19 protein-coding genes and 1 other RNA gene are annotated in these 20050 nt (G+C 70.6%); 17 read left to right on the forward strand and 3 right to left on the reverse strand.

Annotated elements, in window-relative coordinates:
• Positions 1-17 precede the first annotated feature (17 nt).
• The gene (gene mpl, locus C665_RS07365) at positions 18-1364 is read left to right on the forward strand and encodes a UDP-N-acetylmuramate:L-alanyl-gamma-D-glutamyl-meso-diaminopimelate ligase (RefSeq protein WP_004304293.1); all 1347 of its coding nucleotides are present in this window, start codon (positions 18-20) and stop codon (positions 1362-1364) included.
• Between the two features lie 61 nt (positions 1365-1425).
• Here mpl and C665_RS07370 read toward each other — a convergent pair whose 3' ends face one another.
• The 3 genes from C665_RS07370 to C665_RS07380 are packed head-to-tail and all read right to left on the reverse strand — an operon-like array spanning position 1426 to position 3175.
• On the reverse strand, positions 1426-2085 hold the full coding sequence (locus C665_RS07370) for a BON domain-containing protein (RefSeq protein WP_004304294.1): 660 nt from the start codon (positions 2083-2085) through the stop codon (positions 1426-1428).
• Complete coding sequence (locus tag C665_RS07375) at positions 2085-2678, reverse strand: SIS domain-containing protein (protein ID WP_004304296.1); 594 nt, start codon at positions 2676-2678, stop codon at positions 2085-2087. The genes C665_RS07370 and C665_RS07375 overlap by 1 nt, the downstream gene beginning before the upstream one ends.
• A 44-nt stretch (positions 2679-2722) precedes the next feature.
• Positions 2723-3175 (reverse strand): YraN family protein, encoded by a 453-nt coding sequence (locus C665_RS07380; RefSeq protein ID WP_004304297.1) that lies wholly within the window; start codon positions 3173-3175, stop codon positions 2723-2725.
• Here C665_RS07380 and rsmI point away from each other — a divergent pair.
• The 16 genes from rsmI (at position 3174) to C665_RS07455 (ending at position 19974) form a co-directional block, all read left to right on the forward strand.
• Entirely contained in the window at positions 3174-4061 is an 888-nt protein-coding gene (gene rsmI / locus C665_RS07385; protein WP_012585950.1) for a 16S rRNA (cytidine(1402)-2'-O)-methyltransferase, read from the forward strand. The two genes, C665_RS07380 and rsmI, sit on opposite strands and share 2 nt — an antisense overlap.
• 74 nt (positions 4062-4135) lie before the next feature.
• A complete protein-coding gene (gene pyrC, locus C665_RS07390; protein ID WP_004304301.1) occupies positions 4136-5176 on the forward strand; it encodes a dihydroorotase in 1041 nt (346 codons plus the stop codon).
• 49 nt (positions 5177-5225) lie between these two features.
• Complete coding sequence (locus C665_RS07395; protein ID WP_245537147.1) at positions 5226-5681, forward strand: hypothetical protein; 456 nt, start codon at positions 5226-5228, stop codon at positions 5679-5681.
• 40 nt (positions 5682-5721) lie between these two features.
• An RNA gene (gene rnpB / locus C665_RS19860) (RNase P RNA component class A) lies at positions 5722-6195 on the forward strand.
• Between the two features lie 360 nt (positions 6196-6555).
• Positions 6556-6999, forward strand: a complete 444-nt coding sequence (gene mraZ / locus C665_RS07400) for a division/cell wall cluster transcriptional repressor MraZ (protein WP_004304305.1) — start codon at positions 6556-6558, stop codon at positions 6997-6999.
• Positions 6996-7931 carry a 16S rRNA (cytosine(1402)-N(4))-methyltransferase RsmH gene (gene rsmH / locus C665_RS07405; RefSeq protein ID WP_004304307.1) on the forward strand — a complete coding sequence of 312 codons (936 nt, stop codon included), beginning with the start codon at positions 6996-6998 and terminating at the stop codon, positions 7929-7931. The genes mraZ and rsmH overlap by 4 nt, the downstream gene beginning before the upstream one ends.
• Positions 7931-8197, forward strand: a complete 267-nt coding sequence (ftsL, locus tag C665_RS07410) for a cell division protein FtsL (protein WP_004304309.1) — start codon at positions 7931-7933, stop codon at positions 8195-8197. The genes rsmH and ftsL overlap by 1 nt, the downstream gene beginning before the upstream one ends.
• Positions 8194-9960 (forward strand): peptidoglycan D,D-transpeptidase FtsI family protein, encoded by a 1767-nt coding sequence (locus tag C665_RS07415; protein WP_004304310.1) that lies wholly within the window; start codon positions 8194-8196, stop codon positions 9958-9960. The genes ftsL and C665_RS07415 overlap by 4 nt, the downstream gene beginning before the upstream one ends.
• A gap of 5 nt (positions 9961-9965) precedes the next feature.
• Entirely contained in the window at positions 9966-11462 is a 1497-nt protein-coding gene (locus C665_RS07420; protein WP_004304312.1) for a UDP-N-acetylmuramoyl-L-alanyl-D-glutamate--2,6-diaminopimelate ligase, read from the forward strand.
• Positions 11459-12871 (forward strand): UDP-N-acetylmuramoyl-tripeptide--D-alanyl-D-alanine ligase, encoded by a 1413-nt coding sequence (locus C665_RS07425; protein ID WP_004304314.1) that lies wholly within the window; start codon positions 11459-11461, stop codon positions 12869-12871. Before C665_RS07420 ends, C665_RS07425 begins: the two co-directional genes overlap by 4 nt.
• 1 nt (position 12872) lies before the next feature.
• The gene (mraY, locus tag C665_RS07430) at positions 12873-13961 is read left to right on the forward strand and encodes a phospho-N-acetylmuramoyl-pentapeptide-transferase (RefSeq protein WP_004304316.1); all 1089 of its coding nucleotides are present in this window, start codon (positions 12873-12875) and stop codon (positions 13959-13961) included.
• Positions 13958-15358: a UDP-N-acetylmuramoyl-L-alanine--D-glutamate ligase gene (murD, locus tag C665_RS07435; RefSeq protein ID WP_004304318.1), complete on the forward strand. Its 1401-nt coding sequence runs from the start codon at positions 13958-13960 to the stop codon at positions 15356-15358. Before mraY ends, murD begins: the two co-directional genes overlap by 4 nt.
• Positions 15355-16584 (forward strand): putative lipid II flippase FtsW, encoded by a 1230-nt coding sequence (ftsW, locus tag C665_RS07440; protein WP_004304320.1) that lies wholly within the window; start codon positions 15355-15357, stop codon positions 16582-16584. The genes murD and ftsW overlap by 4 nt, the downstream gene beginning before the upstream one ends.
• Positions 16581-17651, forward strand: coding sequence for an undecaprenyldiphospho-muramoylpentapeptide beta-N-acetylglucosaminyltransferase (gene murG, locus C665_RS07445; RefSeq protein ID WP_004304321.1), 1071 nt, complete (start codon positions 16581-16583; stop codon positions 17649-17651). The genes ftsW and murG overlap by 4 nt, the downstream gene beginning before the upstream one ends.
• A complete protein-coding gene (gene murC / locus C665_RS07450) occupies positions 17648-19063 on the forward strand; it encodes a UDP-N-acetylmuramate--L-alanine ligase (RefSeq protein ID WP_004304323.1) in 1416 nt (471 codons plus the stop codon). The genes murG and murC overlap by 4 nt, the downstream gene beginning before the upstream one ends.
• Positions 19060-19974, forward strand: a complete 915-nt coding sequence (locus tag C665_RS07455; RefSeq protein ID WP_004304325.1) for a D-alanine--D-alanine ligase — start codon at positions 19060-19062, stop codon at positions 19972-19974. Before murC ends, C665_RS07455 begins: the two co-directional genes overlap by 4 nt.
• The last annotated feature ends 76 nt before the right edge of the window (positions 19975-20050 follow it).

The raw sequence follows: 20050 nt of genomic DNA on the forward strand, positions 1-20050 counted from the left end.
GCGGAGCGCGAACCCCCATGCACATCCATATCCTCGGCATCTGCGGCACCTTCATGGGCGGCGTCGCGCTGCTCGCGCGCGCCGCCGGCCACACCGTCACCGGCTGCGACGCCAACGTCTACCCGCCGATGAGCACGCAGCTCGAGGAGCAGGGCATCGGGCTGATCGAGGGCTACGACACCAGCCAGCTCGACCTCGAGCCCGACATGTACGTCGTCGGCAACGCGGTGTCGCGCGGCAATCCGCTCCTCGAGGCGATCCTCGACCGCGGCCTGCCCTACGTGTCCGGGCCGCAGTGGCTGGCCGAGCACGTGCTCGCCGGGCGCTGGGTGCTGGCGGTCGCCGGCACCCACGGCAAGACCACCACGACCTCGCTGCTCGCCTGGATGCTGGAGGATGCGGGTTTGTCGCCATCCTTCCTGGTGGGCGGCGTGCCGCAGAACTTCGGCGTGTCCGCGCGCCTGACCGAGTCGCCCTTCTTCGTGATCGAGGCCGACGAGTACGACACCGCGTTCTGCGACAAGCGCTCGAAGTTCGTGCATTACCGGCCGCGCACCGCGATTCTCAACAATCTCGAGTTCGACCACGCCGACATCTTCGCCGACCTCGGCGCGATCGAGACCCAGTTCCACCATCTGGTGCGCACCATCCCGGCGAGCGGCCGCATCGTCGCCAACGCCCACGAGGACAGCCTGAAGCGCGTCATCGAGCGTGGCTGCTGGTCGGAGCTGGAATGGTTCGGCGGCGACGGCCGATGGACGGTGGGCACCGGGGCGGACGAGGCCGAGGCGGTGTTCCGCCTCGATGGCGTCGAGCAGGGCCGGGTGCGCATGGCGCTCGCCGGCAGCCACAACCGCGACAACGCGCTCGCCGCGATCGCCGCCGCGCGCCACGTCGGCGTCACGCCCGCGCAGGCGATCGCCAGCCTCGGGCGTTTCGCCGGCATCAAGCGCCGGCTGGAACTGCGCGGGACGGTAAGAGGTGTGAGCGTCTATGACGACTTCGCCCACCACCCGACCGCGATCGCGCTCACCGTCGGCGGCCTGCGCCGGCGCGAACCGCAGGGTCGCATCCTGGCGGTGCTCGAGCCGCGCTCGAACACCATGAAGCTGGGCATCATGAAGGCGCAGTTGCCGGCCAGCCTCGCCGAAGCCGATCTGGTGTTCTGCCATGCGCACGGGCTGGACTGGGATGCCGCCGCGGCGCTCGCCCCGCTGGGCGCACGCGCGCGTACCTACGATCGCCTGGATGCGCTGGTCGCCGCCGTGGTTGCGGCGGCACAGCCCGGCGACCACGTGCTGGTGATGAGCAACGGCGGCTTCGGCGGCGTGCACCAGAAGCTGCTCGACGCGCTCGGAGCGTAAGTCGCATCCCTGGAAGCGCGTTCGGAAGGACGCCGCCGCCAGGGATGCCGGTCGGGGGCGCTCAGTTACGGCGCGCGCCGGTCGGGTTGTCGAGGCGGCGGGCTTCCTCGTCGCTGATGTATTCGAACACCCGCACGACCTTGCGCACGCCTTGGCTGGTGCGCGCCACCTCGGCGGCGGCGTCGGCCTCGCTGCGGGGGACGATGCCGAGCAGGAAGACGACGTTGGCCTCGGTCACCACCTTGACGTTGTGGGCCGAGACGGCCCCGGAGTCGATCATGCGCGCCTTCACGTTGGAGGTGATCAAGGTGTCGTTGCCGCGCGCGGTGAGGCTGGAGTTGGGCGCGATGGCGACTTCGTTGATCACGCCGCGCACATTCTCGACGCCGGCCACGATGCCATCGAGCTGGCCGCGCACGGTCTCGTTGGGCGCTTCGCCGGTGAGCAGCACGTTGCGGTTGTAGGAGGTGACGTTGACATGCACGCTGTCGCCGAGGCGCTCGCGGATGCGCGCCGCCACCTTCCATTCGATCCCTTCGTCCTCGACATAGGTGCCGCTGGTGCGACGGTCGGAGACCATCGCCGCACCCGCGCCGACACCGGTGGCGACGACCGGGAAGCAGCCCTGCAGCAAGGGCAGTGCGATGGCTGCGGAAAGGCCCAGGAGGAGGGCGCGCCGGCTGGACTTCGCCGGTCTGTCGGCGTGTTGGGGTCGGGTCATCAGTCTTCCACTCCGAGTAAGAGGCAGTCGATACCGTCGCACAGGCAGTGCAGGATCAGCAAGTGGATTTCCCGGATGCGGGCAATCCGCTCGGCGGGTGCGCAGAGCAGGATGTCGGCCGGGCCGAGCGTCTCGGCGGTGCGCCCGCCGCCGGCGCCGGTGAGGGCGATCACTCGCATGTCGCGCTCATGGGCGGCGCGGATGGCGTCGAGCACGCGCGCCGAATCGGGGTTGGCGGACAAGGTCAGCAGGATGTCGCCGGGCTGCCCGAAGGCGGCGATCTGACGGGCGAACAAGGCTTGGGTATCGGGGTCGCCGGCGATCGGGGCGAGGCTGGAGCTGTCGGCGCTCAGCGCCATCGCGGCGAGCGCCGGGCGTTCGAGCTCGAAGCCATTGACCAGCTGAGCGGCGAAACGGCGCGCGTCGCCGGCCGAACCGCTGCTGCCGCACACTAGCACCTTGCCGCTGTCGAGCAGGCTGGCGGTGATCAGCTCGACCGCGCCGGCGATCGGCGCGGCAAGCAGCTCGAGCGCCTCGAGCGAGGCGCGCATGTTGTCTTCGAACTGGTGCGAGATGCGGTCGATCAGGTTCATGCGGCAAGCGGCGTCTGCGGGGCGCCAGAGTCTAGCACGCGCTATCAGCCGGCATCGAAGGCCCCCGGGAGCCAGATGATGCGCGCCGGGTCGAGCGCGTCGAGCAGCACCGCGTCGAAGCGGCAGGCTGCGTCGCGAAAGCGCCGCCCGGCGCCGCCCAGCCACCACTGCGCGGCGATCAGCACGCGGCGCTGCTTGGCCGCGGTGATGCTCTCGGCGGCGCCGCCGAAGCGGTTGTTGCGGCGCAGGCGCACCTCGACGAAGACGACGTGGCTGCGGTCGAGGCAGACCAGGTCGACCTCGCCGCCGCGGCAGCGCACGTTGCGCGCGATCACGCGCAGGCCGTGTGCGGCAAGGTGTTCGGCGGCGAGCGCCTCGGCAGCGGCGCCGCGCGCTTGCGCCGGCGTCGGGCGTGCGCCGATACTGTCCGCCCCCGCGTGCGCGCCCCGGGCGTCCTCGCCCGCGCTGCGCGTCCAGCCTCCGGATCTCCCGCCCATGACCGTCTCCGCTCCCTTGCCCGATCGTCCGCTCTCCAGTACGCCGTCATTGTATGTGGTGGCGACGCCGCTCGGGAACCTGCATGACATCACGCTGCGCGCGCTCGCCGTGCTCGCCGCGGTGGACGTGGTCGCGGCCGAGGATACGCGCCACAGCCAGCGCCTGCTCGATGCGCACGGTATCCGCGCGCGCATGCTCGCGGCGCACCAGCACAACGAGCACGAGGCCGCCGGGGTGATCGTCGCCGAGCTCGCTGCCGGCCGCCAGGTCGCGCTGATCACCGACGCCGGCACGCCGGCGGTGTCGGACCCGGGCGCCCGCCTGGTCGCACGGGTGCGCGCCGCGGGGCATCCGGTGGTGCCGTTGCCCGGGCCGTGCGCGGCGGTGGCGGCCCTGTCGGTATCGGGCTTCGCCGAGGGGGGCTTCCGCTTCGTCGGTTTCCTGCCGGCGAAGGCCGGTGCGCGCGCGGCGGCGCTGCGCGAACTCGCCGACGAGCGCGCCGCGATGGTGTTCCACGAGGCGCCGCACCGCATCGTCGAGTGCGTCGCCGACATGGAGCAGGTCCTCGGTGGCGCACGCGAGCTGCTGATCGCACGCGAGATGACCAAGCTCCACGAGCAGATCGTGCGCATGCCGCTGGCGCAGACCGCCGCCTGGTTCGCCGCCGACACCAACCGCCTGCGCGGCGAGTTCGTGCTTGTGGTGGAAGGCGCGCCGGCCGGCGAGGTGGTGGATGCGCGGGCGCGCCGGGTGCTCGATCTGCTGCTCGCCGAGCTGCCGGTGAAGGGGGCGGCGCGGCTTGCGGCCGAGATCACCGGGGCGCCGCGCAAGGCCTTGTACGCGCTCGCGCTCGAGCGCAAGGGCGAGGATTCGCCGCAGGCGTGACGCATGCACGCCCGCGTCGGCCGTGCGCACCGCCGAAGCGCCTATAATCGGTGGGTCACACGAGGAACGCCCCGATGCAATCGATTACCCTGATCCGCCCCGACGACTGGCACCTGCATGTGCGCGACGACGCCGCGCTCGACGCGGTGGTGCCGCACACCGCCGCCCGCTTCGGCCGGGCGCTGATCATGCCCAACCTGAAGCCGCCGGTCACCACCACCGCGCAGGCGCTCGCCTACCGCGAGCGCATCCTCGCCGCGGCGCGCGGGTCGAGGTTCGAGCCGCTGATGAGCCTCTACCTCACCGACAACCTGTCGCCGGACGAGATCGACCGCGCCCGCGCGAGCGGCCACGTGGTCGCCTGCAAGCTCTATCCGGCGGGCGCGACCACGAACTCCGACGCCGGCGTCACCGCGATCGACAAGATCTATGCGGTGCTCGAACGCATGGAGAAGCTCGGCATGGTGCTGTGCGTGCATGGCGAGGCCACCGGGGCGGAGGTTGACGTGTTCGACCGCGAGCGCGTCTTCGTCGAGCGCACGCTGTCGCCGCTGGTGCGGCGTTTCCCGGGGCTCAAGGTGGTGTTCGAGCACATCACCACCGCGGAGGCGGCGCAGTTCGTGCGCGCAGCGGGCTCGCACGTGGCCGCCACGGTCACCGCCCACCACTTGCTGCTCAACCGCAACGCGATCTTCGCCGGCGGCATCCGCCCGCACCACTACTGTCTGCCGGTCCTCAAGCGCGAGAGCCACCGCGAGGCGCTGATCGCCGCGGTCACCTCGGGCAACGCGCGCTTTTTCCTTGGCACCGACTCCGCGCCGCATGCGCGCAGCACCAAGGAAAACGCCTGCGGCTGCGCAGGCTGCTACACCGCGCACGCGGGCATCGAGCTCTACGCCGAGGTCTTCGACGCCGCCGGCGCGCTCGATCGCCTCGAGGCCTTCGCCAGCCTCAACGGCCCGGCCTTCTACGGCCTGGCGCCGAGCAGCGACACCATCACGCTGCGGCGCGAGCCCTGGAGCGTGCCGGCGAGCTACCCCTACCTGGGCGAAGATCCGCTGGTGCCCTTGCGCGCCGGCGAGCAGGTGGGCTGGAAGCTGGTGGAAGGGGCCTGAGATGGGTGTCCGCATGCTTGAGACGGGCGCCCGGGATGCGGGCGCGCCCATGTCGATCCGGCGCGGCGTCCGCGGCGGCGCCGGGCGCGCGCTGCGCCGCGGTCTCGCTGCCGTCGGTCTGCTCGCCGTGCTGGCGGGTTGCGAGAACAGCGCCACCGCCTACATGATCGACGGCAACCAGCACGCGCTGATCCTGGTGCGCGAGCAGAAGTTCTTCTGGGATGACGAGTTGCGTCAGGCGATGGTGGTGTCGCGCCTGCCCGCCTGTCAGAAGCGCATCCGCATCCATCCGGGCTCGGCGACCCTCGTCGAGATGAAGATCTACGCCGCCGGAGACGGCCTGTGGGCGCTGCACCAGGGCGCGCGTTGGTATCTCGCCGGTACCGAGGAGTGCCGCGTGCAGGACTGGGACAATCCGGGTGACCGCCCGCCCGGAGCCCTCGTCGGCAGCTTCGTCCTCAAGGACGGCGCGCCCGCCTTCGTACCCGCGCCCGCCGCCAAATAAGCCGGGCGACGCCCTGCCGGCACGCGTATAATCCGGGCCGGAAGTCCGCCAGGCAGTCGCTGCGCACCTCGTCGTGCGTGGAGGAAAGTCCGGGCCCCGCAGAGCAGGATGCCGGCTAACGGCCGGGCGCCGTGAGGCGACGGAAAGTGCAACAGAGAGCAGACCGCCGATGGCCCGGACTTCGCTGCCGCAAGGCAGCAGAGTCCATTTTGAAGAGCTTGCTCTTCAATGGGTACAGGTAAGGGTGAAACGGTGCCGCGGCTTGCGCGAGCAAGCTGAGGGTCGGTGCGCAAGCATCGGCAGGTAAGAGCTCACCGCAGGACTGGCAACAGGACTGGCACGGCAAACCCCATCCGGGGCAAGGCCAAATAGGGGAGCATCGGCGTGGCTCGCGTCGCTCCCGGGTAGGCTGCTAGAGCGCCACGGCGACGTGGCGCCCAGAGGAATGACTGCCCGATGTCACCGGTCCGCCGGTGGCGTTCGACAGAACCCGGCTTATCGGCGGACTTCCCACTTCTTCCCCTGTTTCCGCCCGCGCATGCCCCCTCTGCGAGCGGCAGGCAGCAGCGTTCTCCCCCATCCGCTCGGAATCCGCCAGTGCGAGCAGGCCGGATTGCACCGGCATTCCCACTTTTTCCCACTGCGCCCTTTGCGCGGCCCGATTTCGCGTGCCGCGCGAACGTCCATGCGCATCTCCCTTGATTTTTCAGGATTTATCCGTGTCTTGGCGCAGAGCGGTAAGTCATTGTGCAACAAAGGGATTCCGATCTTGCAGCCTTGACCCGGTATGGCCTTTCCTCTAAAGTGGGTTCAAGTGGAAAAAAGTGGGGAAAAGTGTCGTTCCGATGCTTTCCCGAAGCCGTCAGGGGGTTCGATGTTCCAGGGAGCGGTGGCGCTCAATCTCGATGCGAAGGGACGCCTTGCGATTCCCGCGCGGCATCGTGATGCCCTGGCCGTCGACAACGGCCAGGTGGTGCTGACCGCCCATCCGCACGGCTGCTGCCTCGTCTATCCCGTCCCCGCCTGGAATCCGATCCGCGACCACGTGCTGCGCGCACCGAGCCTGGATCCGCAGGCGGCGATGCTCAAGCGCCTGCTCGTGGGCTTCGCCCAGGAAGAGACGCTCGACGCCGCCGGTCGCGTGCTGGTGGCGCCCTCCCTGCGCAAGTTCGCCGCGCTCGAGAAGCAGGTGTGGCTGGTCGGCCAAGGTGCGCACTTCGAGCTGTGGTCCGACGAGCGCTGGGAGAAGCAGCAGCAGGCGATGCTGGAACTGGTCAATACCGGCCTGCCGCCCGGGTTCGAGAGCCTCGCGCTGTGAACCTCGCCCATGCCCACGTCAGCGTCCTCCTTTCCGAAGCGGTCGACGCGCTTGCGATCCGGGTCGACGGTCTCTACGTCGACGGAACCTTCGGGCGCGGCGGCCACAGTCGCGCGGTGCTCCAACGCCTCGGACCGCAGGGGCGGTTGATCGCCTTCGACCGTGATCCGCTGGCGATCGCTGCCGGGCAGGCGGTGGGCGACGCCCGGCTGACGCTCGTGCACTCGGCGTTCAGCGCGCTCGACGACGAGCTCGCGCGCCTGGGCGTGCAGGCGGTGGATGGAGTGCTGCTGGACCTCGGGGTGTCTTCGCCCCAGCTGGACGACGCTGCGCGCGGGATGAGCTTTCGCTTCGACGCCCCCCTCGACATGCGCATGGATACGAGCCGCGGGCAGACCGTGGCGGAGTGGCTGGCGGAGGCGTCCGTCGGCCAGATCACGGAGGTCATCAGGGAATATGGAGAGGAACGGTTTGCTCATGCGATTGCAAAGGCGATTGCAAATGCTCGGGCAGGGGGGGCTGTCGCAACCACTGGACAACTTGCCGCGCTCGTGGAAAAAGCGGTCCGCACGCGCGAGCCGGGGCAGCACCCGGCGACACGCACCTTCCAGGCTCTTCGGATTTTCATCAATCAGGAGCTCGAGGAGCTGAGCCGCGTGCTGCCCGTCTGCGTGTCCCGGTTGCGGCCGGGTGGGCGCCTGGCGGTGATCAGCTTCCACTCGCTCGAGGATCGCATCGTGAAGCGCTTCATGCGTGACGAGTCGCGTCCGCCGGTGCTGCCGCGCCGGCTGCCGGTCAGGGCGGCGGATCTGCCCGCGCCGCGCCTGCAGCTCGTCGGCAAGGCGATGCGCCCGAGCGAGGCCGAGGTCGCGGCCAACCCGCGCGCGCGCAGCGCGGTGCTGCGCGTGGCCGAGCGCACGGAGGCGCCCTGATGGTGCGCATCGACGCCGTCCTCGTCGCCCTCGCCGTCGCCAGCGCGCTCGGCGTCGTCGCCTCCCAGCACCAGGCGCGCCGCCTCCATGGCGAGTACGAGCGCGAGCAGGCGCGCGCGCAGGCGCTCGAGGTCGAGTGGGGCCAGCTCCAGCTCGAGCAGAGCACCTGGGCGACGCACGGTCGCATCGAGAAGCTCGCCCGCGACCGCCTTCACATGCAGTTGCCGCCCGAAGGGCAGGTGCTGGTCGTGGAGCCTCAATCATGAAAAAGCAACGTGCCGTCACCTTCAATCACAACCCGCTGCTCAAGCGCGAGTTGCCGGCCTGGCGGCCGCGCATCATCATGCTCGCACTGATGGGTTGTTCGCTCGCACTGGTCGGACGTGCGCTCTACCTGCAGGGGGTCAATAACGACTTCCTCCAGGCCAAGGGCGAGTCGCGCTATGCCCGCGTGCTCGAGGTCCCCGCCACCCGCGGCCGCATCACCGACCGCCACGGCGACATCCTCGCGGTGAGCACGCCGGTGCGCGCGGTCTGGGCCCTGCCCGCCGATGCCCGGCTGGAGCCGGCGCAGGTGCGCGAGCTCGCGCGCCTGCTCGAGATGAACGTCGGCGAGCTCAACGCCAGGCTCGCCGCGGGGCGCGACTTCGTCTACCTCAAGCGCCAGGTGCCGCCGGAGGTGGCGCAGGCCGTCGCCGACCTCCGCCTGCCCGGCATCCACCAGGAAAAGGAATACCGTCGCTACTACCCGGGTGGCGAGGTGATGGCGCACATCCTCGGCTTCACCGATCTGGAAGATCGCGGCCAGGAGGGGATCGAGCTCGCCTTCGACAAGCGCCTGTCGGGCCGTGCCGGCGCGCGCCGGGTGATCAAGGACCGCCGCGGCCAGATCGTCGAGGACGTCGAGGCGATCCGTCCGCCACGCGATGGCGACGAGGTGGCGCTGTCGATCGACGGCAAGATCCAGTATCTCGCCTGGTCCGCCCTGCGCGAGGCGATGGAAGAGCACAAGCCCAAGGCCGCGGCTGCGGTGGTGCTCGACGTGCGCACCGGCGAGGTGCTCGCCCTGGTCAATGCGCCGACCTTCAACCCGAACAATCGCGCCAACCTCACCGGCGCGCAACTGCGCAACCGCGTCTTCACCGACGCCTTCGAGCCCGGCTCGGTGATGAAGCCCTTCATCGCCGCGCTCGCGCTCGAGCGCGGCAAGGTCAAACTCAATACCCCGATCGATACCGGCAACGGCCGCATGACGATCGGCACCGCGACCATCTCCGACACCAAGCGCCACGGCGTCATCACCATGGCGCAGGTGGTGCAGAAGTCCTCCAACATCGGCACCGTGAAGATGGCGCAGCAGCTCGGCGCAGAGGAAATGTGGCACCTCTTCGACCAGCTCGGCTTCGGCACCCCGCTCAACCTCGGCTTCCCCGGCGAGACTTCCGGGCGGCTGCGTCCCGCCAAGACCTGGCGGCCGATCGAGCAGGCGACGATGTCTTACGGGCACGGTATCTCGACGAGCCTGATCCAGATGGCGCGTGCCTACCTCGTGTTCGCGCGCGAGGGCGAGCTGGTGCCGCTGTCGCTGACCCGGGTGGACGGCACGCCGAGTTCCGGGCGCCGCGTGTTCTCGGCCGACACCGCGCGCCAGATGCGCACCGTTCTGGCGATGGCGGCGGGTCCCGGCGGCACCGCGATCCGCGCCCAGGTGCCCGGCTACACGGTGGCGGGCAAGACCGGTACCGCGCACAAGCTCGAGGATGGCCGCTATGCGCGCAAGTACATCTCGTCTTTCGTCGGCTTCGCCCCGGCGAGCGATCCGCGCATCGTGGTCGCGGTGATGGTGGACGAGCCTTCCGCAGGCCAGCACTACGGCGGCACGGTCGCCGCGCCGGTGTTCTCGCGCATCACCGAAGGCACGCTGCGCACGCTCGGCGTCGCCCCCGACATGCCCTTGACCCCGCTCCAGCTCGCTCGCCGCGGCGGCGACGAGGCAGCGAGCGAAGGCAGCAGCCGGGAGAGCATGTGAGCGCCATGCAAGCCCTCGCGGTGCTCGATCGACTGCGTGCGCTCGGCGTCCACGCCGACGACATCACCGCCGATTCGCGCAAGGCCGGCCCGGGTTGCGTGTTCGCGGCCTGGCCCGGCCAGCGCACCGATGGCCGCCGCTTCCTCGCCGATGCAGTCGCGCATGGCGCCGCCGCGCTGTTGTGGGAGGATGGCGACGGATTCTGCGCGCCCGCGCTCGCGGTGCCCGGTTTCGGCGTGCGTGGTCTGCGCGAGCTCGCCGGGCACCTTGCCCACGAACTCCACGGCCGGCCTTCGCAGTCGCTTTGGCTGGCCGGCGTCACCGGCACCAACGGGAAGACCACCGTCTCGCAGATGCTCGCGCGTGCGCTCGGCGAACTCGGCGAGCGCTGCGGCATCGTCGGTACGCTCGGCTGCGGGTTCCCCGACGCCCTCGAGGAAGGGCTCAACACCACGCCCGACGCGCTCGAATTGCAGCGCTGGTTTGCGCGCTTCCGCAACCAGGGGGCGGTGGCCGCGGCGATGGAGGTGTCTTCGATCGGGCTCGACCAGGGGCGGGTCAATGGTGCGCAGTTCGACGTCGCGATCTTCACCAACCTGAGTCGCGACCACCTCGATTACCACGGCACCATGGAAGCCTACGCCGCGGCCAAGGCGCGCCTGTTCGAGCGCCCGGAGCTGTCGGCCTGCGTGATCAACATCGACGATCCCTGGGGCCTGGCGCTGGCGCGCCGGCTCGTCGTCGAGGGGCGCGCGGTGATCGCATGCACCCTCTACGCCGCCAACGCCGACGCGGTGCCCGGCGCGCGCGTGCTGCGCGCCGATCGCCTGCAGGCGGCGCCCGCAGGACTGCGCTTCACCCTCGTCTGGGAGGGGCGCGAGGCCGAGATCGGCGTGCGCATGGTGGCGCACTTCAACGTCTCCAACCTGATCGCGGTTGCGGGCGCGCTGCTGGCGCGCGGCATCGCCTTCGACGAGCTGCCGCCGGTGCTCGGTCGGCTGGCGCCGCCGCAGGGGCGCATGCAGCTCGTCGGCGGGGTGTGCGAGCCGCTCGTGGTGATCGACTACGCGCATTCGCCCGATGCCCTCGCCAAGGTGCTCGAAGCCTTGCGCGGCACGGTGCATAGCCGCCGCGGCCGCCTGGTGTGCGTGTTCGGCTGCGGCGGCGACCGCGACCCGGGCAAGCGCCCGATGATGGGCGAGATCGCCAGCGCGATCGCCGATCGCGTAGTGATCACCAGCGACAACCCGCGTTCGGAGGATCCGCAGCGCATCGTCGAGGCCATTGCCGCCGGCGCCGGCGCCGCGGCCGAATGCGTGGTCGACCGCGCGCAGGCGATCACCCGCGCGGTGGGCGAGGCGCGGGCCGACGACGTCGTGCTGATCGCAGGCAAGGGCCACGAGCCGTACCAGGAAATCCTCGGCCAGCGCCTGCCTTTTTCGGACCTGGAGCAGGCGAAGCGCGCGCTCGCCGCCTGGCATGCAAGGGAGAATGGCCGATGATGAGCCTGCACGACGCCACGCGCGCACTCGCCTGCCATGGTGCGCGGGCGACCGGGGAAGGGCGCTTCGACAGCGTCGGTACCGATACCCGCGCGCTCGCGCCCGGGCAGCTCTTCGTCGCCCTGCGCGGCGAGCGCTTCGACGGCCACGACTTCGTCGCCGATGCGGCGAAGGCGGGCGCCGCCGCGGCCATGGTCGATGCCGCCTGGAGCGCCGGCAAGGCCGATGCCGGCCTGCCCCTGCTGGTGGTGGACGACACGCGGCGTGCGCTCGGCACGCTCGCGGCGGCTTGGCGGGCGCGTTTCGCGCTGCCCCTGATCGGCGTCACCGGCAGCAACGGCAAGACCACGGTGAAGGAGATGTGTGCCGCGATCCTGCGCGTGCAGGCGAGCCGCGACGGCTTCGGCGAGGAGTCGGTGCTCGCTACGCGCGGCAACCTGAACAACGACATCGGCATGCCGCTCACACTGCTCGAACTGCGCGACTTCCATCGCGCCGCGGTGATCGAGATGGGGATGAACCATCCCGGCGAGATCGGCTACCTGAGCGTGCTCGCCCAGCCCACGGTGGCCCTGGTGAACAACGCCCAGCGCGCCCACCTCCAGGGCATGGGCTCGGTCGACGAGGTCGCGCGCGAGAAGGGCGCGATCTACGAAGGCCTGGGCGGGGCAGGCGTGGCGGTGATCAACGCCGACGATCCGCACGCCGGCTACTGGCGTTCGCTCAACGCCGGGCGGCCGATTGTGACATTCGGTATCGACCATCCGGCGGACGTGTCCGCGCGGTGTACCCTGCGCGGCCTCGGCTCGCGGCTCGAACTCGACATCCCGCAAGGGAAGATCGATTTCGCCTTGCAGGTGCCGGGTCTGCACAACGTGCGCAACGCGCTCGGCGCGGCGGCGGCCTGCCTCGCGGCAGGGGTTCCGCTCGAAGCGGTGGCCGAGGGACTGGCGGGTTTCGCCGGCACCCGCGGTCGCCTGCAACGCCGTTCCGGGCCGCGGGGCGCGCTGATCCTGGACGATTCGTACAACGCCAATCCGGATTCGGTGCGCGTCGGCATCGACGTCCTCGCCGCCATGCCGGGCCATACCTGGCTGGTGCTCGGCGACATGGGCGAGGTCGGCGAGACCAGCGCCCAGGTTCACGACGAGGTCGGTGGCTATGCGAAGAGCAAGGGCATCGACGGCCTCTTCGCGCTCGGCGAGATGAGCGCGGTGGCGGCGCACAACTTCGGCGAGGGCGCGCGCCATTTCACTTCGGTGGAGGCGCTGGTCAAGGCGCTCGTGCCGCGCCTGGATGCGGACTCGGTGGTGCTGGTGAAGGGCTCGCGCTTCATGCGCATGGAAAGGGTGGCGGATGCGCTTGCGGCAGTGCACAATCCGGCCCCTTCAACGGAAACCGGCTCCTGACATGTTGTTGGAACTCGCTCTCTGGCTCGGCCAGGACATTCGTGGCTTCAACGTCTTCGGCTACATCACGCTGCGGACGGTGCTCGCCGCTCTCACCGCACTGGCGATCTCGCTGATCGCCGGCCCCGCCGTCATCCGCTGGCTCGCGGCCAAGAAGATCGGCCAGGCCGTGCGCGACGACGGTCCCAAGTCGCACCTCACCAAGGCCGGCACGCCCACGATGGGCGGCGCGCTGATCCTGATCGCGATCGGCGTCACCATCCTGTTGTGGGGCGACCTGAAGAACGCCTACGTGTGGGTGACCCTGCTGGTGACCCTGGGTTTCGGCGCCGTGGGCTGGGTGGATGACTGGCGCAAGGTCGTGCATCGCGATCCGAAGGGGCTGGCGAGCCGCTGGAAATACCTGTGGACCTCGGCGATCGCGCTCGCCGCGGCGATCTATCTCGGAGTCACCGCAGACACCCCGGCCGAAACCGAACTGATCGTGCCCTTCTTCAAGGCGATTGCGTACCCGCTGGGCATCTTCGGTTTCATCGCGCTGACCTACTTCGTCATCAACGGCACCAGCCACGCGGTGAACCTCACCGACGGCCTCGACGGCCTGGCGATCATGCCGACGGTGATGGTGGCCGCGGCACTGGCGATCTTCGCCTATGTCGCCGGTCACGTCGGCTTCTCGAAGTACCTCGGCGTGCCCTATGTGGCGGGCGCGGGCGAACTGGCGGTGTTCTGCGGCGCGATCTGCGGCGCGGGCTTGGGCTTCCTGTGGTTCAACGCCTACCCGGCGGAGGTCTTCATGGGCGACGTCGGCGCGCTCGCGCTCGGTGCCGCGCTCGGCACGATCGCGGTGATCGTGCGCCAGGAGATCGTGCTCTTCATCATGGGCGGCCTGTTCGTCGCCGAGACGCTGTCGGTGATGGTGCAGGTGCTGTACTTCAAGGCCAGCGGCGGCAAGCGCATCTTCCGCATGGCGCCGCTGCACCATCATTACGAACTGGGTGGCTGGAAGGAGACCCAGGTCGTGGTCCGCTTCTGGATCATCACCATCATGCTGGTGCTGTTCGGGCTGTCGACGCTGAAACTGCGATGAGCGCACTCACCGGAAAACACGTCCTCGTCCTCGGGCTCGGCGAATCGGGCCTGGCCATGGCGCGCTGGTGCGCCCTGCGCGGGGCGCGCGTGCGCGTGGCCGACAGCCGCGCCGTCCCGCCCGGGGTCGACGCGCTGAAGGCGGACGCGCCGCTGGCCGAGATCTTCCTGGGCAGCTTCGGCGACGAGGTGCTCGACGGGGTCGATCTGGTCGCGCTCAGCCCCGGGCTCGACCCGCGCGTCGGGGTCGCCGCGCAGGCGCGTCGGCGCGGCCTGCCGCTCACCGGCGAGATGAGCCTGCTCGCGCAGGCGCTCGACGAGCTCGGCGTGCGCGCGCAGACGCGCATCCTCGCCATCACCGGCACCAACGGCAAGACCACCACGACCGCGCTCACCGCGGCGCTGGCGCAGTCGGTCGGCATCGACGCGGTCGCCGCCGGCAACATCAGCCCGGCGGCGCTCGACGTGCTGATGGAGCGCCTGGAGATCGGCGCCGCGCTGCCCGCGTGCTGGGTGCTGGAACTCTCCAGCTTCCAGATCGAGACCATGCGGGGCCTGGACGCCGAGGCGGCAATCGTGCTCAACGTCACCGACGACCACCTCGACCGCTACGCCGACCTCGAGGAATATGCCGCCACCAAGGCGGCGATCTTCCAGGGCGAGGGCGTGCAGGTGCTCGCTCGCGAGGACGCGCGCGTGGCGGCCATGGCGCTGCCCGGCCGGCGCACGATCCGCTTCGGCACCGCGGCGCCGGCGAGCGACACCGACTACGGTCTGGCCGACCTCGACGGCCGCGCCTGGCTGCTGCGCGGCGGCGAGCGCCTGCTCGCCCTCGACGAGCTGCCGCTCGCCGGCCGCCACAACGCCGCCAACGCGCTCGCCGCGCTCGCGCTCTGCGAGGGCGGGCTCGGTATTGCGCCGCAGATCCTGATCCCCGGGCTGAAGGCCTTCCGCGGACTGCCGCACCGGGTCGAGCTGGTCGCCGAGCGCGCCGACGGCGTGCGTTTCTACGACGACTCCAAGGGCACCAACGTCGGCGCGACGGTGGCGGCGCTCGCCGGCATGGACTGCCCGGTGGTGCTGATCGCCGGCGGCGACGGCAAGGGTCAGGACTTCTCGCCGCTCGCCCCCGTGCTCGCCGGCAAGGCGCGCGCGCTGCTGCTGATCGGTCGCGACGCCGGCCGCATCAAGCAGGCGGTGGCGGGATGCGGCGTGGCGATCGAGCGCGTGCCCGACCTCGATGCCGCGGTGGCGCGCGCCAATGCCTGGGCGCAGGCGGGTGACGCGGTCCTGCTCTCGCCCGCCTGCGCCAGCCTCGACATGTTCCGCAACTACGCCCACCGCGCCGAGGTGTTCGTCGCTGCGGTGCGTCGCCTGCCCGGAGTGAAGCCGCGATGAAGTTCGCCAGCACCCTCACCGGCCTGCTCCAGCGCGAAGGTGGCGCGGCCGATCCGGCGCGCGCGGCGAGCGGGCGCCTCGGGCGCCAGGGGGCGCCGGCGCGCGAACTCGACCTGCTGTTGATCTGGGCCGCGGTCGGCCTGCTGCTGCTCGGTCTGGTCATGGTGTATTCGGCATCGATCGCGATCGCCGAGGGCAGCCGCTTCACGGCCTACCAGTCGCACTATTTTCTCCTGCGCCATGCAGTCTTCCTTGCTGTCGGCATCGGCCTCGGCCTGATGGCCTTCCAGCTGCCGATGGCGCGCTGGCAGCAGCTCGCCCCGGCGCTCTTCGTCGCCGGGGTGGTATTGCTCGTGGTGGTGCTCATCCCGGGCATCGGTCGCGAGGTCAATGGCGCACAGCGCTGGCTCTCGCTCGGGCCGGTGAACCTGCAGCCCTCCGAGCTCATGAAGATCTTCGCGGCGCTCTATGCCGCCGACTACACGGTGCGCAAGCTCGATGTCATGGGCAGCTTCGTGAAGGGCTTCGTGCCGATGATGGCGGTGATCCTGCTCGTCGGCTTCCTGCTGCTGCGCGAGCCCGACTTCGGCGCCTTCGTCGTGATCACCACGATCGCCTTCGGCGTGCTCTTCCTCGGCGGCGTGAACGTGCGCGTGTTCGTGCTCCTCGCGGTGGTGGCGGTGATCGGCTTCGTGATCCTGATCTGGACCTCGCCCTACCGCCGCGATCGCATCTTCGGCTTCATGGACCCCTGGCAGGACGCCTACGGCAAGGGCTACCAGCTCTCCCATTCGCTGATCGCCTTCGGGCGCGGCGAGTGGTTCGGCGTCGGCCTCGGCGGCAGCGTCGAGAAGCTCTTCTACCTGCCCGAGGCGCACACCGACTTCCTGCTCGCCGTGATCGCCGAGGAACTCGGCTTCGCCGGCGTGCTGACCGTGGTGGCGCTGTTCGCGCTGGTGGTGCACCGCGCCTTCATCATCGGGCGCGAGGCGATCAAGCTCGAGCGCTACTTCGCGGGCCTGGTCGCCCAGGGCATCGGCTTGTGGATCGGCATCCAGTCCTTCATCAACATGGGTGTGAACATGGGGCTGCTGCCCACCAAGGGCCTGACCCTGCCGCTGATGAGCTTCGGCGGCTCGGGCATCGTCGCCAACTGCGTCGCGCTCGCCATCCTGCTCCGGGTGGACTGGGAGAACCGCCAGCTCCTGCGTGGGGGGCGTGCATGAAGACGCTGATGGTGATGGCCGGCGGCACCGGCGGCCACATCTTCCCGGGCATCGCGGTGGCCGAGGAGCTGCGTGCCCGGGGTTGGCGCATCGTCTGGATGGGCAACCCCGAGGGCATGGAGGCGCGCATCGTGCCGCCGCGCGGCTACGACACCGCCTGGGTGCGCTTCGGTGCGCTGCGCGGCAAGGGCCTGCTGCGCAAGCTGCTGCTGCCGGTGACCCTGCTCTCCGGCTTCTGGCAGGCGCTGCGCGAGATCCGCCGCGTCCGCCCCGACGTGGTGCTGGGCATGGGGGGCTACATCACCTTTCCGGGCGGCATGATGGCCGCGCTGCTCGGGCGTCCGCTCGTGCTGCACGAGCAGAACTCGGTCGCCGGCCTGGCCAACCGTGTGCTCGCGCGCGTGGCCGACCGCGTGCTGAGCGGCTTCCCCGAGGTGCTGGAACAGGCCGAGTGGATGGGCAACCCGGTGCGCGCCGAGATCGCCGCGGTACTGCCGCCGGCCGAACGCATGGCCGGACGCTCGGGCCCGCTGCGCGTGCTGGTGGTGGGTGGCAGCCTGGGCGCCGCGGTGCTCAACGAGACCGTGCCGCAGGCGCTGCTGCGCCTTCCCGCCGAGCAGCGCCCGGTGGTGGTGCATCAGGCTGGCGAACGCCAGATCGAGGCCTTGCGCGCGGCGTACGCGCGCGCCCAGGTCGACGGCGAGCTGCGCCCCTTCATCGACGACATGGCGGCGGCCTACGCCGACGCCGACCTGGTGATCTGCCGCGCCGGCGCGCTCACCGTGGCCGAGCTCGCCGCGGCCGGGGTGGCCAGCCTCTTGGTGCCCTTCCCCTACGCGGTGGACGACCACCAGACCGGCAACGCGCGCTTCCTCGCCGACCGCGGCGGCGCCTATCTGCTGCCGCAATCCGAACTAACGCCCGACCGCCTGGCGGGCATCCTGTCCAGTCTTGACCGCGGCCGCCTGCTGCACATGGCCGAGAACGCGCGCGCGCTCGCGAAGCCGCTCGCGGCCGTCGCGGTGGCGCACGTGTGCGCCGAGCTGGGCGGTGGAGAACAAGCATGAAGCACAAGGTCAGGAACATCCACTTTGTCGGCATCGGCGGCGCGGGCATGAGCGGCATCGCCGAGGTCCTCGCCAACCAGGGTTATCGCGTCAGCGGTTCGGACCTTGGCGACAACGCCGCCACCCGCCGCCTGCACAAGATGGGCGCGCACGTGGTGCGCGGGCATGACGCGGCCAACGTCGCCGACGCCGACGTGGTGGTGGTGTCGACCGCGGTGAAGGCCGACAACCCGGAGGTGGTCGCGGCGCGCGAGCGCCACATCCCTGTGGTGCCGCGCGCGCAGATGCTCGCTGAGCTGATGCGCTTCAAGCACGGTATCGCGATCGCCGGCACCCACGGCAAGACCACCACCACCTCGCTGGTGGCGAGCATCCTCGCCGAGGGCGGCATCGACCCCACCTTCGTGATCGGCGGGCGCCTCAACGCCGCCGGCGCCAACGCGCGCCTCGGCACGGGCGACTACCTGGTGGCCGAGGCGGACGAGTCCGACGCCTCCTTCCTGCTGCTCAACCCGGTGATCTCGGTGGTCACGAACATCGACGCCGACCACATGGACACCTACGGCCACGACTTCGGCCGGGTCAAGCAGGCCTTCGTCGACTTCCTCCACCGCCTGCCCTTCTACGGCGTGGCGGTGCTGTGCGAGGACGACCCCAACGTGCGCGAGATCATCCCGCAGGTGGCCAAGCAGATCGTGCGCTACGGCTTCTCGGAGACCGCCAACATCCGCGCCGAGAACGTGCGCGCCGAGGGCGGGCGCATGCGGTTCGACTGCGTGCGGGTCAACGGCACGACCTCGCGCCTGTCGATCGAGCTCAACCTGCCCGGCCTGCACAACGTGCTCAACGCGCTCGCCGCGATCGCGGTGGCCACCGAGGTGCAGGTGCCGGACGCGGCGATCGTCAAGGCGCTCGCCGAGTTCAACGGCGTCGGCCGGCGCTTCCAGCGCTACGGCGAGGTCGCGCTGCACGACCAGGACGGCGATGAGGCCGGCCGCTTCACGCTGGTCGACGACTACGGCCACCACCCGGTGGAGATGGCGGCGACCATCGCCGCGGCACGCGGCGCCTTCCCCGGCCGCCGCCTGGTGCTGGCCTTCCAGCCCCATCGCTACACGCGCACACGCGATTGCTTCGAGGACTTCGTCAAGGTGCTGTCGACCGTGGATGCGCTGCTGCTGGCCGAGGTCTATGCCGCCGGCGAGACCCCGATCGTCGCCGCCGACGGCCGCTCGCTCGCGCGCGCGATCCGCGTCGCCGGCACGGTCGAGCCCGTCTTCGTCGAGGAGATCGCCGACATGCCGCGCATGATCCTGTCCGCCGCGCGCGACGGCGACGTCGTCATCACCATGGGAGCGGGCAGCATCGGCGCGGTGCCGGGCAAGCTCGCCAGCATCGAGGAAGCAGCGTGAAGGCCCGGTTCGGAAAGGTTGCGGTGCTGTTCGGCGGTTCGTCTGCCGAGCGCGAGGTTTCGCTGATGTCGGGCGCTGCGGTGCTCGCCGCGCTGCAGGCCGCGGGGGTGGATGCGCACGCCTTCGATCCCGCGGAGCGCGACCTGCACGTCCTCAAGGAAGAGGGCTTCGAGCGCGCCTTCATCGCCCTCCATGGGCGCGGTGGCGAGGACGGCACGGTGCAGGGCGCGCTCGAGCTGATGGGCATCCCCTATACCGGCAGCGGCGTGATGGCCTCCGCGCTGTCGATGGACAAGTGGCGCACCAAGATGGTGTGGCTGTCCGCCGGCCTGCCGACGCCGCGCTACGCGATCCTGGAGCACGACTCCGACTGGGACGCGGTGGTGGCCGAACTCGGCCTGCCGATCTTCGTCAAGCCGGTGCACGAGGGCTCGAGCATGGGCGCGACCAAGGTGGTCGAGGCGGGCCAGCTGCGCGCCGCGTGGGAGCTCGCGGCGCGCTACGACCGCCTGGTGATCGCCGAGGAGTTCATCTGCGGCGCCGAGCTCACCGCCCCCTTCCTCGAGGACCGCGCGCTGCCGCTGGTGCGCATCGTCGCCCCCGGCGGCAACTACGACTACCAGCACAAGTACTTCACCGACGACACGCGCTACGACTGCCCCAGCGGCCTGCCCGCCGCGCAGGAGGCGGAGCTGCAGGCGATGGTGATGAAGTGCGCGCGCGTGCTCGGCTGCCGCGGCTGGGGCCGCGCCGACCTCATCCTCACCGAGGACGGCCGCCCCTACCTGCTCGAGATGAACACTTCTCCCGGCATGACCGGCCACTCGCTGGTGCCGATGTCGGCGCGCGTGGCGGGGCTGGACTTCACCGCGCTGTGCCTCGAGATCCTGCAGGGAGCCCGCCTTGGCTGAAGCCGGCATCCGTCCCGCGTCGATCCGCTCCGCCCGCCGTCCGGCGGCGGGCGGAGCGGCGCGCGCGGGTGCGGAG

Source organism: Thauera aminoaromatica S2 (assembly GCF_000310185.1).
Lineage (GTDB): Bacteria > Pseudomonadota > Gammaproteobacteria > Burkholderiales > Rhodocyclaceae > Thauera > Thauera aminoaromatica.